At 70.6% G+C, this 14,347-nt stretch carries 17 protein-coding genes; 9 read left to right on the top strand and 8 right to left on the bottom strand.

Going from position 1 to position 14,347, the window contains the following annotated elements; translation table 11 throughout:
* Positions 1-99 precede the first annotated feature (99 nt).
* The 6 genes from purL to ACSQ14_RS06155 all read left to right on the top strand — a co-directional run bounded on the left by purL (position 100) and on the right by ACSQ14_RS06155 (position 5,325).
* Positions 100-2,295: a phosphoribosylformylglycinamidine synthase subunit PurL gene (purL, locus tag ACSQ14_RS06180; protein ID WP_436010790.1), complete on the top strand. Its 2,196-nt coding sequence runs from the start codon at positions 100-102 to the stop codon at positions 2,293-2,295.
* Positions 2,296-2,510: 215 nt separating this feature from the next.
* On the top strand, positions 2,511-3,743 hold the full coding sequence (locus tag ACSQ14_RS06175; protein ID WP_436010788.1) for a serine hydrolase domain-containing protein: 1,233 nt from the start codon (positions 2,511-2,513) through the stop codon (positions 3,741-3,743).
* A gap of 13 nt (positions 3,744-3,756) precedes the next feature.
* Positions 3,757-4,161 (top strand): VOC family protein, encoded by a 405-nt coding sequence (locus ACSQ14_RS06170; RefSeq protein WP_436010786.1) that lies wholly within the window; start codon positions 3,757-3,759, stop codon positions 4,159-4,161.
* Between the two features lie 75 nt (positions 4,162-4,236).
* Positions 4,237-4,470 (top strand): BolA family protein, encoded by a 234-nt coding sequence (locus ACSQ14_RS06165; RefSeq protein ID WP_436010784.1) that lies wholly within the window; start codon positions 4,237-4,239, stop codon positions 4,468-4,470.
* Between the two features lie 78 nt (positions 4,471-4,548).
* Positions 4,549-4,893, top strand: coding sequence for a Grx4 family monothiol glutaredoxin (grxD, locus tag ACSQ14_RS06160; RefSeq protein WP_436010782.1), 345 nt, complete (start codon positions 4,549-4,551; stop codon positions 4,891-4,893).
* A 12-nt stretch (positions 4,894-4,905) separates the two neighbouring features.
* Positions 4,906-5,325, top strand: coding sequence for an acyl-CoA thioesterase (locus tag ACSQ14_RS06155; RefSeq protein WP_436010780.1), 420 nt, complete (start codon positions 4,906-4,908; stop codon positions 5,323-5,325).
* Positions 5,326-5,567: 242 nt separating this feature from the next.
* On the opposite strand, the gene ACSQ14_RS06150 is transcribed toward ACSQ14_RS06155, so the two are convergent.
* The 3 genes from ACSQ14_RS06150 to ACSQ14_RS06140 all read right to left on the bottom strand — a co-directional run bounded on the left by ACSQ14_RS06150 (position 5,568) and on the right by ACSQ14_RS06140 (position 6,915).
* Positions 5,568-6,029 (bottom strand): hypothetical protein, encoded by a 462-nt coding sequence (locus tag ACSQ14_RS06150; RefSeq protein WP_436010778.1) that lies wholly within the window; start codon positions 6,027-6,029, stop codon positions 5,568-5,570.
* 2 nt (positions 6,030-6,031) lie between these two features.
* Positions 6,032-6,379: a hypothetical protein gene (locus ACSQ14_RS06145; RefSeq protein WP_436010776.1), complete on the bottom strand. Its 348-nt coding sequence runs from the start codon at positions 6,377-6,379 to the stop codon at positions 6,032-6,034.
* Between the two features lie 62 nt (positions 6,380-6,441).
* On the bottom strand, positions 6,442-6,915 hold the full coding sequence (locus tag ACSQ14_RS06140; RefSeq protein WP_436010774.1) for a hypothetical protein: 474 nt from the start codon (positions 6,913-6,915) through the stop codon (positions 6,442-6,444).
* A gap of 251 nt (positions 6,916-7,166) precedes the next feature.
* Here ACSQ14_RS06140 and ACSQ14_RS06135 point away from each other — a divergent pair, with 251 nt between their 5' ends.
* A complete protein-coding gene (locus ACSQ14_RS06135) occupies positions 7,167-7,745 on the top strand; it encodes a hypothetical protein (RefSeq protein WP_436010772.1) in 579 nt (192 codons plus the stop codon).
* Between the two features lie 7 nt (positions 7,746-7,752).
* On the opposite strand, the gene ACSQ14_RS06130 is transcribed toward ACSQ14_RS06135, so the two are convergent.
* From ACSQ14_RS06130 to ACSQ14_RS06110, 5 genes are all read right to left on the bottom strand, one after another.
* Entirely contained in the window at positions 7,753-8,556 is an 804-nt protein-coding gene (locus ACSQ14_RS06130) for an alpha/beta hydrolase (RefSeq protein ID WP_436010770.1), read from the bottom strand.
* Between the two features lie 191 nt (positions 8,557-8,747).
* Positions 8,748-9,365 carry a 30S ribosomal protein S4 gene (gene rpsD / locus ACSQ14_RS06125; protein ID WP_436010768.1) on the bottom strand — a complete coding sequence of 206 codons (618 nt, stop codon included), beginning with the start codon at positions 9,363-9,365 and terminating at the stop codon, positions 8,748-8,750.
* A 153-nt stretch (positions 9,366-9,518) separates the two neighbouring features.
* Positions 9,519-9,998: a nuclear transport factor 2 family protein gene (locus ACSQ14_RS06120; protein ID WP_436010766.1), complete on the bottom strand. Its 480-nt coding sequence runs from the start codon at positions 9,996-9,998 to the stop codon at positions 9,519-9,521.
* 61 nt (positions 9,999-10,059) lie between these two features.
* Positions 10,060-11,133: an NAD(P)H-dependent flavin oxidoreductase gene (locus ACSQ14_RS06115; protein WP_436010763.1), complete on the bottom strand. Its 1,074-nt coding sequence runs from the start codon at positions 11,131-11,133 to the stop codon at positions 10,060-10,062.
* A complete protein-coding gene (locus ACSQ14_RS06110; RefSeq protein ID WP_436010761.1) occupies positions 11,133-11,918 on the bottom strand; it encodes an RNA methyltransferase in 786 nt (261 codons plus the stop codon). The genes ACSQ14_RS06115 and ACSQ14_RS06110 overlap by 1 nt, the downstream gene beginning before the upstream one ends.
* 203 nt (positions 11,919-12,121) lie before the next feature.
* Between ACSQ14_RS06110 and ACSQ14_RS06105 the strand changes: the two genes are divergently transcribed.
* Both ACSQ14_RS06105 and ACSQ14_RS06100 read left to right on the top strand, forming a co-directional pair.
* Positions 12,122-13,336 (top strand): NADP-dependent isocitrate dehydrogenase, encoded by a 1,215-nt coding sequence (locus ACSQ14_RS06105; protein ID WP_436010759.1) that lies wholly within the window; start codon positions 12,122-12,124, stop codon positions 13,334-13,336.
* Between the two features lie 271 nt (positions 13,337-13,607).
* Positions 13,608-14,345: a glutathione S-transferase family protein gene (locus ACSQ14_RS06100; RefSeq protein ID WP_436010757.1), complete on the top strand. Its 738-nt coding sequence runs from the start codon at positions 13,608-13,610 to the stop codon at positions 14,343-14,345.
* Positions 14,346-14,347: the final 2 nt, after the last annotated feature.

Genomic DNA, 14,347 nt, shown 5'->3' with positions numbered 1-14,347 from the left:
GCCCACGCGGAGGCCCAAAGCCCATCGTTTTTAGCTTCGGGCGCATCTCGGGCGCCAAACCGGTTTCCACTTTGGCTGGATGCGATCTAGAACGCGCGCATGAGCGCCCAGCCTTCCAAGACCATGGCCGAATCGGCCGCCGAATTCGGCCTGAAGCCTGACGAGTACCAGCTGATCCTGCGCCGGCTGAACCGCGAGCCCAACCTCGTGGAGCTGGGGATCTTCTCGGTGATGTGGAGCGAGCACTGCTCCTACAAGTCGAGCAAGAAGCAGCTCGGCAAGTTCCCGACCACGGGCCCCCGCGTGATCTGCGGCCCGGGCGAGAACGCCGGGGTCATCGACATCGGCGACGGCCAGGCCTGCATCTTCAAGATGGAGAGCCACAACCACCCATCCTACATCGAGCCCTACCAGGGCGCCGCGACCGGCGTCGGCGGGATCATGCGCGACGTCTTCACCATGGGCGCCCGCCCGGTGGCCCTGCTCAACGCGCTGCGCTTCGGCGCGCCGGAGCACCCGAAGACCAAGCGGCTGGTCAGCGGCGTGGTGGCGGGCATCGCCGGCTACGGCAACTGCGTCGGCGTGCCGACGGTCGCCGGCGAGACCAACTTCCACACCGGCTACGACGGCAACATCCTGGTCAACGCCATGTGCGTGGGCCTGGCCGACGCTGACAAGATCTTCTACTCGGCCGCCCCGGCCCCCGGCCTGCCGGTGGTCTACTTCGGCTCCAAGACCGGCCGCGACGGCATCCACGGCGCGACCATGGCCTCGGCTGAGTTCGACGACGCCTCCGACGAGAAGCGCCCGACCGTCCAGGTCGGCGACCCCTTCGCCGAAAAGCTGCTGATCGAAGCCACCCTCGAGCTGATGGCCTCGGGCGCGGTCGCCGCGATCCAGGACATGGGCGCGGCGGGCCTGACCTCCTCGTCGGTCGAAATGGCCGGCAAGGGCGGGGTCGGCATCGATCTCGACCTCGACCAGGTGCCGCAGCGCGAAGACGGCATGAGCGCCTACGAGATGATGCTGTCGGAGAGCCAGGAGCGGATGCTGGCGATCCTCAAGCCGGGCCGCGAGGCCGACGGCTACCGGATCTTCGAGAAGTGGGGCCTTGACGCCGCGGTGATCGGCAAGACCACCGACACCGGTCGCATGGTGCTGAGGCACCTGGGCGAGGTCGTCGCCGACGTACCGCTGGCGCCGCTGTTCGACGACGCGCCGCTCTACGACCGCCCCTGGACCCAGCCCGAGCTCCAGGCGCGGCTGAGCCCCGCCGACGTCGCCGCCCCGGCCGACTACGCCGAGGCCGTGGCCAAGCTGATGAGCGCCCCGGACATGGCCTCGAAGCGCTGGATCTGGGAGCAGTACGACCGCCACGTCATGGCCGACACCCTCGAGGATTCGGCCACCGGCGCCGACGCCGGCGTGGTGCGGGTGCACGGCAGCCGCAAGGCGCTGGCCGTCACCTCGGACGTCACCCCGCGCTATGTGCTGAACGACCCCTACGAGGGCGGCAAGCAGGCGGTCGCCGAGGCCTGGCGCAACCTGGTGTCGGTCGGCGCCGAGCCGATCGCCATCACCGACAACCTGAACTTCGGCAACCCCGAGCGGCCGGAGATCATGGGCCAGATCGTCCGCGCCACCGACGGCATGGCCGAGGCCTGCGCGGCGCTCGACTTCCCGGTCGTGAGCGGCAACGTCAGCCTCTACAACGAGACCAACGGCCGCGGCATCCCGCCGACCCCGACGGTCGGCGGCGTCGGCCTGATCGCCGACTACGCCCACACCGCCGACTTCTCGAGCCTGAAGGCCGGCGACACCCTGGTGCTGCTCGGCGAGACCAAGGGCGAGCTCGGCGCGTCGATGTACCTGCGCGAGTTGCTGGGCCGCGAGGACGGCGCCCCGCCGCCGGTCGACCTGAAGGTGGAACGGCGCAACGGCGAGCTGGTGCGCAAGCTGATCCTGGACGGCGTGGCGACCACCGTGCACGACCTCTCCGACGGCGGCCTGGTCGCCGCGGCGGCTGAGATGGCGCTGGCCTCCAACGTCGGCGTCGAGCTGGCGCCGAGCGGCGAGGCCCCGCACGCCCAGCTGTTCGGCGAGGACCAGGCCCGCTATCTGGTCGCTGTCGCCGATCCCGCCCCGGTGCTGGCCGCCGCCCAGGCCGCCGGCGTCCCCGCCGCGGTCGTCGGCAAGGCCGGCGGCGAGGCGCTGAGCGTCCAGAGCCTGTTCACCCTGCCCCTCGCCCGCCTGCGCCAGTCCCACGAGGGCTGGATGCCGGGGTACATGGGCTGAGCCAGGTTCTGAAAGATCGGCCGTCATCCCGGACGGCCTGATAAGGCCGACCCGGGACCCAGGAGCCGCGCACGTCGCCCTGGGTCCCGGCTCTCCAGCCCGCCAGCGGGCTTCCGGCCGGGATGACGAACTGATTTCGGCGTTCCGCCCCGCCCCCTTCCCTTCTCCCGCGCTCTTCCCTCATCATGCGCCCAGCGCGTTGGGAGGAAGTCGCCATGGACGCACGCTCGCAATGGAGCGGCTTCGACGCCGGCCGGCTGGCGCGGATCGGCGAGCACATCGAACGGGCGTGGCTGGCGCCGGGCGTGCTCGCCGGCTGCCAGGTCGTGGTCGCCCGCCATGGGCATATCGCCTACGCCAAGTCGTTCGGCCTGATGGACCGCGAGCGCGGCAGGCCGGTGCAGGACGACGCGATCTGGCGCATCTATTCAATGACCAAGCCGATCACCTCGGTGGCGTTGATGATGCTCTACGAGCGCGGCCGGTTTCAGCTCGACGAGCCGGTCGCCAACCACGTGCCGGCCTGGCGCGACCAGAAGGTCTGGGTGTCCGGCCTCGACGCCGACGACCTGGTGACCGAGCGGGCGCATCGGCCGGTCAGCTTCCGCGACCTGCTGCGCCACACCTCGGGCCTGACCTACGGCGGCCTGCTCGGCCCGCACGCCGAGCTGCCGCTCGACCTGCTCTACCAGGCCGAGGACATCCGCGGCCGCGGCTCGACCGACAGCCCGCAGAGCTTCCTGGAGAAGCTCGGCCGCTTGCCCCTGGCCTACCAGCCCGGGACCGCCTGGCTCTACTCGCTGGCCACCGACGCCTGCGGGGCCCTGGTCGAGGTGATCTCCGGCCGGCCGTTCGAGCGCTTCCTGCAGGAGGAGATCTTCGGCCCGCTCGGCATGGCCGACACCGGCTTCCACGTGCCGGCCGAGAAGCTCGACCGCCTAGCCGCCTACTATCGCCAGGAGCCGGGCGGGACTTTGAGCCTGGTCGAGGATCCGGCCGCCAGCGCCTACGCCCGCGAGCCGGTGTTCAAGTCCGGCGGCGCGGGCCTGGCCAGCACCACCGCCGACTATCTGCGCTTCTGCGAGATGCTGCGCCGCGGCGGCGAACTGGACGGCGAACGCATCCTGGGGCCGCGCACCGTCGAACTGATGCACCAGAACCACCTGCCGGGCGGCGCCGACATCGCCGAACTGGCGCTCTCCGCCGACGTCTGCGAGGTGCAGCCCGGCGTCGGCTTCGGGCTCGGCTTCGCCAACAGCCTGGGCCAGGCGCCGACCCGCGACCTGGGCGCCTGCGACTACTACTGGGGCGGCGCGGCCTCGACCCTGTTCTGGGTCGATCCGAAGGAGGACATGTCGGTGGTCTTCATGACCCAGCTGATGCCCACCGAGCTGATCGACTTCCGCGGGCCGCTAAAGAGCCTGGTCTATTCAGCGATCGTCGACTGAGCGGCGGCCGGCGATGGATCTGCTGGTCAACATCGACGTGCCGGACCTGGCCCAGGCCGAGCGGTTCTACGTCGCGGCGTTCGGCCTGACGCCGACCCGGCGCTTCGGCGCCGGCGGGGTGGAGCTCAGCGGCTGGCCGGCCAAGCTCTATCTGCTGGAGACGGCCGAGGGCATGGTCGGCGCCGGCGCGGAGCTGCGCCGCTACGCCCGGCACTGGACGCCGGTGCATCTGGACGTGGCGGTCGACGACATCGAGGCGGCGCTGGCCCGGGCCGTGGCGGCCGGCGCAACGCCGGAGGGCGAGATCCGCACCGCCGCCTGGGGCAAGATCGTCACCCTCGCCGATCCGTTCGGCCACGGGCTGTGCCTGATCCAATTCCTCGGCCGCGGCTACGACGAGATCGCCCAGCCCGCCTGAGCCGCGAAGCGGCCACGGGCCTTGCGCCCGCCCCCCGGGAACGCCTATCGAACGGCCGCAAGACGGAGCCCGCCCATGCCGATGCCGATTGAAGACCTCGAAGCCGCCCTGCGCGAGGGCTTCCCCGACGCGCAGATCCAGGTCGACGATCTGGCCGGCGACGGCGACCACTACAAAGCGCGCATCGTCTCGAGCGCCTTCGCCGGCCTGCCGCGGATCAAGCAGCACCAGCTGGTCTACGCCGCCCTGAAGGGCAAGATGGGCGGCGAACTGCACGCCCTGGCGCTGGAAACCTCGGCGCCGGCCTGACGCGGCGCCGCGCCAACTTGACCCCTGGGGGTCCGATCCCTAGCTCTTCCCCGTAAGTTTGCGCCGAAAGGGCGATCCATGACCGACGCTGCGACCACCGATCCCGTGCACGACTTCATCGCCAAGGCGGTGGCCGACCACCCGGTGATCCTCTTCATGAAGGGCGTGCCGGACCAACCGCGCTGCGGCTTCTCCTCGACCGTGGTGCAGATCCTGGACCAGCTGGGCGTCGATTTCGTCGGCGTCGACGTGCTGCAGAGCGAAGCCCTGCGCCAGGGCATCAAGAGCTTCTCCGACTGGCCGACCATTCCGCAGCTCTACGTGAAGGGCGAGTTCGTCGGCGGCTCGGACATCATCCGCGAAATGTACGAGAGCGGCGAACTGCAGAGCTTCCTCCAGCAGCAAGGCGTGGCCGCCCAATAGCGGAGGCCCGCCGTGAGCCGCATGCTCGAGCCGCCCGACGGTCGTCAGGTGTTCGAGCTCGGCTTTGCGCCTGAGCCGGTGCACATCGACGGCAACGGCCACGTCAACAACGTGGTCTATCTGGCCTGGGCGCAGCAGCTGGCCATCGCCCACTGGTCGGCGCGCGCCTCGGAAGACGACCAGGCGCGCTGGGGCTGGATCATCCTGCGCCACGAGGTCGATTACCGCCGGCCGCTGAAGCTCGGCGAAATGGCCCGCGGCTTGACCTGGGTGGCCGACGCGCCGGACGGCCCGCGCTTCGACCGGCTGGTCCGCATCGACGCCCCGGACGGCGGGATGTGCGCCCAGGTGCGCACCGTCTGGTGCCTGGTCGACCCCGCCACCGGCCGCCCGCAGCGCGTGCCGCCGCACATGGCGACGATGTTTTCCTGAAGCCGTCCGCTCCCCGCGCAGGGGCGGAAGGGGGACCATCCGCCGACGGTGGATGGTGAAGGGACCAGCCGGTCGCGCCGCGCCGCCTTTGCGCCCGCATCCTCGAGCATCGGCTTCGCGTCGCCCTGCCTGTCGCTCGCTCCTTCAGCACGCGCTCTCCAACGCGCGGTCCCCCTCCCCCGCTGCGCGGGGAAGACGGCGAGAAACGGGCCCCGCCCCAGCGCCGGGGCCCGCCCAGATCGTCACTTGGTTTTCGTCGTCGTCCCCTCCGGCGTGGTGACCGAATAGGTCATCTCCCGCTCCGGCTTTTCGCCGTGTTGCTTGTACATCGACATGGTCCGGGAGCGGACCTCGCCCTCGCGGACGACCGTGCGGGTGCGCGAGCGCGCGCGTTCGTCCTCGTCGCGCGCCGCAGCCGTCGAACGCTGCATGGCCCGGCGCTCGTTCAGCTTGGCGTCGGACTGGGTCTTGGCGCTGCCGTCGACGGCCGTGGCCTCGCCGCCGCCCTGGACGCCGATGGAGGATCCGTCGGGCGTCGTCGTCTGCTGGCCCGAGCCGTAGGTCGAGGCCGAGACGCCTGGCCCGCCCACCCCGCCCGACGTGCCGCCGGATACGGACTGGGCCAGGGCGGCGCCCGGCAGGGTCGCGCCGATGAGGGCGCTCAGGACGGCGGCGCCCGCCGCCGCTCTCGCTTTGCTGATCATGATCATTCTCCTCGGACCGGCCGCGCGTCGATCACGACCGTGCAGCCGTCCGTCTCGTAGGTCTTGGTGATGCTCCGCCCGTCGCTCTCGCTGCGGACGACGGACGCGCCGCCGCCTGAGCTGGACGAACTAGCCGAAACGCTGGTCGAGGACCGTGCGTGACCGCCTGACGCGCTGGAGCTCACATGGACGCCCGACGGCCGGCTGTAGGGCCGGCTGGGCGGGGTCTCCTGGCGTGATCCGTCGGCGGCGTAGCGCACCACCCGGCATTGGGCGTCCTGAGGATCAGGCGCCCCCGTGAACTCGGCCGCGGCGAGGATCGAGGCGGCCAGGGTGAGACCGGCCATCATGGTTCTGCTCCCAGGGCGGGCGCGGCCTGGAGGATCCAGGCCGCGCCGCCCAGCGTGAGGGCTTACTGGACCGGCTTCTCGCCCGACTGGGCGGCCGAGTCGCCGTAGAGGTCGGCGTTCGAACCCTGGCGGTTGGTCTCGCCATAGGCGTCGATGGTCGAACCGGCGCGATTGGCGCCCGCGCCCGACGCCGCGGCGCCGGTGGTCACGCCGACATTGGCGCTGTTGCGCGTGGTGGTCACCGCCCCGGAGCCGTAGGTCGACGCGGAGTTCGCTTCAGCCGGCGACTTCGTCCGCTCGGCGCGGCGCTCGGCCCGGTTCTGCTTGTCGGACTTGTCGGCGCGATGGTCCCAACTGCGGTTGGCGGCGCTGCCGGCGCTCAGACCGCCGGCGCTGGCACCCTGAGGGGTGGTCGCCGCGGCGCCGGCGCCGACCGTGCCGGCGGTGTTCTGTTGCGCCGACTGGGCGAAGGCGGCGCCGGCGCCGCCAAGGGCGAAGCAGGCGACAAGAGCGGGGATCGTCGACTTGAAGGTCATGACTGTCTCCAGTTCTCTGAGGATACGGCTCTCCCGGTCAGCCAGAAACCCAGTGATCCAAATACTGTTCCCAGAAATACAATATAAAATTCACCTAACTTGCGCGTTCATGCGCCATTCATCTAAGATGTTAAGGCCATATCGCGGCCCACATTGGGACCTATTCTCACCCTAAGAACAGCTAACCTGAAGCTGAGCCCATGAACTCTCCGCGGAGTGAGGCGTTCGGCGCTGATCCAGGGAGAAGGCCCATGCGCATCGCCATATCCGTGCTCGCGTTCGGCGCAGCCGCGCTGGCCGTCCAGCCGACGACGGCGGCGGCGCAGGAGGGAATCGTCCGGCAAGGGGCCTCGGCCGCCGGCGCGACCGCCGGCGCTTTGGCCGGAACCGTCGTCGGCGGTCCGATCGGCGGCGCGCTCGGCGGGGTCGTCGGCGGCGCCGTCGGGGAGAACACCGTGAAGGCGGTCGGCGCGGTCATGCCCGGCAGCCGCAAGAAGAAGCGGGAGAAGGCTGAGGCCGAGGCGCGCGCCGCGCAGCAGGCTCAGGCCGAGGCCGAAGCGCGCGCCCAGGCGGAGGCCGAAGCCCGCGCCACGCAGCAGGCGCAGACCGAGGCGCTGACCCAGGCGACCCGACAGCTGCAGGCTGCGACCCAGGCCGCCGAGCAGGCCCAGGCCAAGGCCGCCGCCCAGGCTGCGGCCCTAGCCGCGGCTCAGACCCCGGCGACGCCGCACCTCGGGGCGCTGCCGCCGCCCGAGCCGGCGACAGCGGCGCCGAACGCACAGACCGCGGAACAGCTCGCAGCGCCGGCGCCGGAGGCTGGCGCCCCCTGACCCGACCTCAGACCGTGGTCGAGGCCTGCTGGCGGCTGTCGCAGTTCGTGACCGCCCAGCTGAGCGCCAGGTCGGCGACCTCCTCCCAGCCGTCGTCGAGGCAGGTCCAGTGCGAGCGGCCGGGCAGGATCCGCAGCTCCGTCGTCGAGGGCGCGCGCGACTGCTTGGCGTAGATCGCCCGGGTCATGCTGGCGTCGGCGATCAGGTCGAGCTCCCCGCCGATCAGCAGCAGCGGCGAGCGCGCCGCGTTCGCCCAGTGCAGCTTCATCGCGTTGATCACCCCGTCCCAGTAGACCTTGCCCGGGGTCGGCACGACGTATTGGTCGTAGAGGGCGTCGCTTTGCTCCGCCGGCGCGGTCTGGGCGAAGCGGGTGCGGAAAAACTTGCGCGACATCTGCAGCGCCTTGCGGCCGCTGAACGGATCGGAGAACACCGGCAGCGCCGAGACGATCGCGTGCGGGCCCAGCGGCACGCCCGGGGTCGGCGCCGGATGGATCGCCACCCCGGCCACGCCACGCCCGCGGTCGAGCAGGTGCTGGACGATCACCCCGCCGAGCGAATGGCCAATCAGGATCGGCGGCTCCGGCAAGGCGCCGATCAGCGCCTCGTAATGGGCGAGGATGTCGCGCTGCCCGAGGTGCGCCAGCTCCTGCGCCGGCGCGCGCCGCAACTCGGCCGGCGGGCGGTCGTCGAACGGCCAGTCCGGCGCGGTCACCGCATAGCCCTGCGCCTCGTAGCGGGCCTTGAAACCGTCCCAGCAGCGGCCGTTCAGCCAGGCGCCGTGGATCAGCATGATGGTCTTCGAAGTCATCAGCCCGCTCCGCTCAGAGGTTCGCAAGATGACCACAGGTTGGCGCGGCCGCCTGCACCTATGTCAGGTCGCGCGCGATTTCGCAGGCTCTGCCCAGCGTCCGCGCACGTCCTCCCCCGCTACCGGCCCCAAAAGCAAAAGGCCCCGGATCGCTCCGGGGCCTTCGCAGAACGTGCGTGAAGTCCGGCGTCTTACGACGCGTAGAATTCGACGACGAGGTTCGGTTCCATCTTCACCGGGTACGGCACTTCGGCCAGTTCCGGGGCGCGGACGAAGGTCGCGCTCATGCCCTTCACGTCGACGGTGATGTAGTCCGGCGTGTCGCGCTCGCCCGAGGACAGGGCTTCCAGCACCAGCGCCATGTTGCGCGAACGCTCGCGCACCGTCACCACGTCGCCCGCCTTCACGCGGTAGGACGGGATGTTCACGCGCTTGCCGTTCACCAGCACGTGGCCGTGGTTGACGAACTGGCGGGCCGCGAACGGGGTCGGCACGAACTTGGCGCGGTAGACGACGGCGTCCAGGCGCGACTCGAGCAGGGCGATCAGGTTCTCCGAGGTGTTGCCCTTGCGGCGGGCGGCTTCCTCGTAGGTGCGGCTGAACTGCTTCTCGGTCAGGTTGCCGTAGTAGCCCTTCAGCTTTTGCTTGGCGCGCAGCTGCAGGCCGAAGTCCGAGACCTTGGACTTGCGGCGCTGGCCGTGCTGGCCGGGGCCGTAGGAGCGGGTGTTGATCGGGGACTTCGGGCGACCCCAGATGTTTTCGCCCATCCGGCGGTCGAGTTTATACTTGGCGCTATGGCGCTTGGACATGCCAATCTCTTCACTTCGATACGGCCCGGCGCTCCTCAGGAGGAGAAGCACGATCGCAACGGCGGCGCCCGCATCAATCCGTCATAGATTTCCGCCCGCACAGGCGAACCCGGCGGCAGAAGGGCGCGTATATGCTTGCCGCGCCTTCTTGAGTCAAGCCGAGGCGGCGGGCTCGCATCCCTGGAACATCCGCCACTTCCAGTCGCCGCCGTGCGGTTCGAGCACGCCGGCCAGGCGATAGGGCCGGCGCACCTCGCCGGAGTCGGTCTTGCGGACCACGTCGCCCTCGGCGTGGATCCAGGCGACGTCGCCGCGCACCGAGACGTCGACCTCGCGCCAGGCGAAGGACAGCGCCTCCGGCTTGGCGAACAGCTGCTCGTAGTAGGCCTCGATCTCCGCCCGGCCGCGCGCCCGCTCGCCCGGCTCGGCGCCGATCAGCAGGGTGTCCGCAGCGGCTACGAATTCGTGGACGATGGACAGGTCGCGCCGGCTCAGCAGGCCGTTCAGCCGGATCAGCGCCAGCCGCACGCCGCGTTCGGCGATCGACCGCGGCGGCGCGAGCACCTGCGGTCCGAGGCCGAAGATCATCAGAAGGGCCGCGCCCGCCGCCAAGCTCCGTGTGGATAACGCCATCAATCTCTCCTGACCGGATCTGATTGATCGCCGACTGCGCCGCGCGGGGCAAGACCGGCGGTCAAATCCCTGTCCGCGCGGCAAGCCCGCGGGCCGCGGCCTGGGCCTCCGCCCACCAGCGGCGAACCAGATCCTCGGCCGGGCCGCGCTCGGCCAGCCGCACCCCCTGCCCGGCCCACAGCGAGAGCGTCTCGGGGTCCCCGGCGCGCGTTGCGGCGGCCCGCAGCGGCTGGGTCAGCCGGTTCTGCACCGGATAGGGCGGGACTTCGCGCTCGACGCTGCGCATCTCGCGCATGAAGCGGTTCTCGATGCCGCGCGCGTAGCGGCCGGTGAAGGCGCGGGTGAGCCGGGTCGGATCGTCCGGCGCGGCTTCGGCCGCCGCCCGCCAGGGCCCGGAGGTGGTCGCCTCGTCGGCCAGCAGGAAGGCGGTGCCCATCTGCGCCGCACCGGCCCCCAGGGCCAGCGCCGCGGCGACGCCGCGGCCGTCCATGATCCCGCCGGCGGCGACCACCGGCAGCTCGACCGCGGCGCGGATCGTCGCCACCAGGGCGAAGGTCCCGACCAGGCTGTCCTCGACGTCGGCCAGGAAGTTACCGCGATGGCCGCCGGCCTCGGCGCCCTGCGCGCAGATCCCGTCGGCCCCGGCCGCGGCCCAGGCGCGGGCCTCGGCGACGGTGTTGGCGGCGCCCAGCACATAGGTTCCGGCGGCCTGCAGGGCGGCGACCTGCTCGCGGTTCAGCACGTCGAAGGCGAAGGAGGCGACCGGCGGGGCGGCGGCAATCAGCGCCGCCAACTGCGCGTCGAAATCAGGCGCGAACTGATTGGGCGCGGCCGGCGGCGGCTCGCCGAGCGCGGCGTACCAGGGCCGCAGGCGCTCGAGCGCGGCCTCGACGGTCGCCGCGTCCGGCGCGACCTTGGGGGCCATCAGCAGGTTGACGCCGAACGGCCGGTCGGTCTGCGCCCGGATCTGCGCCACCGCAGGGCCGATGTCGGCCGGGGCCAGCGCGCCGGCCGCCAGCGTCCCCATCCCGCCGGCGCGGCTGACCGCGATCGCCAGCGCCCCGTCCGAGGCCCCGACCATAGGCGCCTGCAGGATCGGGATCTCCAGCCCGTCGAGCAGCGCCTGGAAGCTCATCACGCAGATTCCTCGCCAGGCCCCTTGCGGGCCAGCTTCTCCAGCACCTTGCCGCGGCCGCGCGACAGCGCCGTCACCACGCCGCGGAAGGTGCGCACCTCCTGGTCGGTGAACCGCGCGCGGCCGAGCGCGGAGCGCAGGTTCTGCACCATCGACGGGGTCTTTTCCGGCGGATGGAAGAAGCCCGCCGCGTCCAGCTCGCGCTCGAGGTGCTCGTAGAAGCCGAGCAGCGCCGCCCCGTCGGCCGGCGGCGCGCCCTCGCGGAAGGCCGGCGGCGGCGCGTCGAGCGCGGTGGTGCGCCATTCATAGGCGTTGAGTGCGACGGCCTGGGCGAGGTTCAGCGAGCGGAACTTCGGATCGATCGGGATGGTCACCACGGCCTGGCACAGGGCGATGTCGGCGGTCTCCAGCCCGGCGCGTTCGCCGCCGAACAGCAGGCCGGTGCGCAGGCCCTCGCCCGCCGCCTGCCACAGCTCGCCGGCCGCCGCGCGGGGCGTCAGCACCGGCAGCTGCAGCTCGCGCGGCCGCGCCGTCGTGGCGAACACCAGCTTCAGGTCGGCAATCGCGTCGGCGACGCTGGTGAACAGCTTGGCGTCGTTCAGCGGCCAGTCCGCGCCCGAGGCGCAGGCCCAGGCACGCTCCTGCGGCCAACCGTCGCGCGGATTGACCATGCGCAGCTCCGTCAGGCCGAAGTTCGCCATCACCCGGGCGACCGCGCCGATGTTCTCCGCCAGCTGCGGGGCGTTGAGGATGACGACGGGGGTCTGGAGCGCGGCTTCGGCCATGCCGCGTATAGAGGAGCCCGCGCTCGCGATGGCAAGCCTTCCCCGTCCGGGAATGCGAAGGGCGCATCGCCGAGGTCGGCCGCGCCCCGCCCGGCGCCTTCGTCGACTGTCGACAGTTCGGCAAAAAATCGCAGGCGTTTCGCCTTGCGTCCAACGGATTGGCCGCTATACGGCCTCAACGAAAATCCGTCTGGGAGCGCTTCGTGGCCAAGATTAAAGTCGCCAATCCCGTCGTCGATATCGACGGCGACGAGATGACCCGCATCATCTGGAAGCTGATCAAGGATCAGCTGATCTTCCCGTTCCTGGACGTCCAGCTCGACTATTACGACCTCGGCGTCGAGTATCGCGACCAGACCGAGGACAAGGTGACGGTCGAGGCCGCCGAGGCGATCAAGAGGCACGGCGTCGGCGTGAAGTGCGCCACCATCACCCCGGACGAAGCGCGGGTGAAGGAATTCAACCTCAAGAAGATGTGGAAGTCGCCGAACGGCACGATCCGCAACATCCTGGGCGGCGTCGTCTTCCGCGAGCCGATCATCTGCAAGAACGTGCCGCGCCTGATCCCGGGCTGGACCCAGCCGATCGTCGTCGGCCGTCACGCGTTCGGCGACCAGTACCGCGCCACCGACTTCGTCGTGCCCGGCAAGGGCAAGCTGACGATGAAGTGGGAAGGCGAAAGCGGCGAAAAGATCGAGCACGAAGTGTTCGACTTCCCGGGCGGCGGCGTCGCCATGGGCATGTACAACCTGGACGAGTCGATCCGCGAGTTCGCCCGCGCCTCGCTGGCCTACGGCATCAACCGCAACTACCCGGTCTACCTCTCGACCAAGAACACCATCCTCAAGGCCTACGACGGCCGCTTCAAGGACATCTTCCAGGAAGTCTACGAGGCCGAGTTCGCCGAGAAGTACAAGGCCGCCGGCCTGGTCTACGAACACCGCCTGATCGACGACATGGTCGCCTCGGCGCTGAAGTGGTCGGGCGCCTTCATCTGGGCCTGTAAGAACTACGACGGCGACGTGCAGTCCGACCAGGTCGCGCAGGGCTTCGGCTCGCTGGGCCTGATGACCTCGGTGCTGGTCACGCCGGACGGCAAGACCATGGAGGCCGAGGCCGCCCACGGCACCGTCACCCGCCACTTCCGCCAGCATCAGCGCGGCGAGAGCACCTCGACCAACTCGATCGCCTCGATCTTCGCCTGGACCCGCGGCCTCGAACACCGCGCCAAGCTGGACGGCAACGAGGAACTGGCGAAGTTCGCCAAGACCCTCGAGAAGGTCTGCATCGACACCGTCGAGAGCGGCATGATGACCAAGGACCTGGCCCTGCTGGTCGGCGACCAGCAAGGCTGGCTGACCACCGAAGGCTTCATCGAGAAGGTCGCCGAGAACCTCGAAAAGGCCGTCGCCGCCTAAGCCTGGCGACAGCCCGAAGACCAGACGCCCGCCGCGGGAGACCGCGGCGGGCGTTTTGTTTTCCCACCTATGTCATCCTGGTTTCGCGCAGCGAAGACCGGGCCCCATGCACACGGCCGGCGGAGAGTTCCAGCCGCGTCGCCGCCCGGGCCTCGCCTTACAGCCGCCGTGTCCATGCGTCCCGGATCGGCCTAGCGGCCGTCCGGGATGACAGCTGGAGTTCCCGCCCCGCCTCCGCGTATCGTCGGCTCCCCACAGGAGGCCCGCGCCCATGACCCAACCGCTCGTCGTCTACGGCATGCAGAGCCCGAACGTCCGCAAGGTCGTGATCATGCTCGAGGAACTCGGCCTCCCTTACGAGCTGCGCCACGTGGCGGTGTTCAAGGGCGAGCAGTTCACGCCCGAGTTCCTGGAGATGAACCCGCTCGGCAAGGTGCCGGTGCTGCTCGATCCGCAGCTCGGACAGCCCTTGGCGGAATCCGGGGCCATCCTGTTCTGGCTGGCCGAGCGCAGCGGCGCTCTGCTGCCGGCGGCCGGCCCGGACCGCTACGAGGTCATGCAGTGGCTGATGGTGCAGATGGCCAACGTCGGCCCGCTGTTCGGCCAGCTCAACCACTTCCAGCTGCTGCCGGCCGACTCCGAGCCCTATGGGCTGGGCCGCTACGCCGCCCAGGCCGAGAAGCTCTACCGGCTGCTCGACGAACGCCTGGCGACGCGGGAATGGATCGCCGGCGAGGCCTACTCGATCGCCGACATCGCCACCCAGCCCTGGGCCCACTACCTGGAGCGGCACGGCTTCGATCCGGCGGCCCACCCCAACCTGCTGCGCTGGCGCAACGCCATCGACGCGCGCCCGGCGATCGCGGCTGCGAACCAGCGGATCAGCGAGGCCTTCGACGACGTGGCGACGCGGACCCGGCGGGCCGCGACCAAGACCGACCTCGACCGCTTCTTCGGCCGGACCGAGACCGTGCCGGACGCCGACTACTCGTCGGTGGTCCGCGCCTGACG

The sequence above is a fragment of the Phenylobacterium sp. LjRoot219 genome (assembly GCF_964252995.1).
In the GTDB taxonomy this organism is placed as follows: domain Bacteria; phylum Pseudomonadota; class Alphaproteobacteria; order Caulobacterales; family Caulobacteraceae; genus Phenylobacterium.
This window is presented reverse-complemented; position numbering and strand designations above follow the sequence as displayed.

What these genes read in the sequence shown, in the direction of transcription:
- ACSQ14_RS06120 (WP_436010766.1), bottom strand. Translation starts at nt 9,998, where the DNA reads ATGGCGTTATCCACACGGAGCTTGGCGGCGGGCGCGGCCCTTCTGATG.
- ACSQ14_RS06140 (WP_436010774.1), bottom strand. Translation starts at nt 6,915, where the DNA reads ATGACCTTCAAGTCGACGATCCCCGCTCTTGTCGCCTGCTTCGCCCTT.
- ACSQ14_RS06150 (WP_436010778.1), bottom strand. Translation starts at nt 6,029, where the DNA reads ATGATCAGCAAAGCGAGAGCGGCGGCGGGCGCCGCCGTCCTGAGCGCC.
- ACSQ14_RS06135 (WP_436010772.1), top strand. Translation starts at nt 7,167, where the DNA reads ATGCGCATCGCCATATCCGTGCTCGCGTTCGGCGCAGCCGCGCTGGCC.
- grxD (WP_436010782.1), top strand. Translation starts at nt 4,549, where the DNA reads ATGACCGACGCTGCGACCACCGATCCCGTGCACGACTTCATCGCCAAG.
- ACSQ14_RS06145 (WP_436010776.1), bottom strand. Translation starts at nt 6,379, where the DNA reads ATGATGGCCGGTCTCACCCTGGCCGCCTCGATCCTCGCCGCGGCCGAG.
- ACSQ14_RS06175 (WP_436010788.1), top strand. Translation starts at nt 2,511, where the DNA reads ATGGACGCACGCTCGCAATGGAGCGGCTTCGACGCCGGCCGGCTGGCG.
- ACSQ14_RS06100 (WP_436010757.1), top strand. Translation starts at nt 13,608, where the DNA reads ATGACCCAACCGCTCGTCGTCTACGGCATGCAGAGCCCGAACGTCCGC.
- rpsD (WP_436010768.1), bottom strand. Translation starts at nt 9,365, where the DNA reads ATGTCCAAGCGCCATAGCGCCAAGTATAAACTCGACCGCCGGATGGGC.
- ACSQ14_RS06165 (WP_436010784.1), top strand. Translation starts at nt 4,237, where the DNA reads ATGCCGATGCCGATTGAAGACCTCGAAGCCGCCCTGCGCGAGGGCTTC.
- purL (WP_436010790.1), top strand. Translation starts at nt 100, where the DNA reads ATGAGCGCCCAGCCTTCCAAGACCATGGCCGAATCGGCCGCCGAATTC.
- ACSQ14_RS06110 (WP_436010761.1), bottom strand. Translation starts at nt 11,918, where the DNA reads ATGGCCGAAGCCGCGCTCCAGACCCCCGTCGTCATCCTCAACGCCCCG.
- ACSQ14_RS06170 (WP_436010786.1), top strand. Translation starts at nt 3,757, where the DNA reads ATGGATCTGCTGGTCAACATCGACGTGCCGGACCTGGCCCAGGCCGAG.
- ACSQ14_RS06130 (WP_436010770.1), bottom strand. Translation starts at nt 8,556, where the DNA reads ATGACTTCGAAGACCATCATGCTGATCCACGGCGCCTGGCTGAACGGC.
- ACSQ14_RS06115 (WP_436010763.1), bottom strand. Translation starts at nt 11,133, where the DNA reads ATGAGCTTCCAGGCGCTGCTCGACGGGCTGGAGATCCCGATCCTGCAG.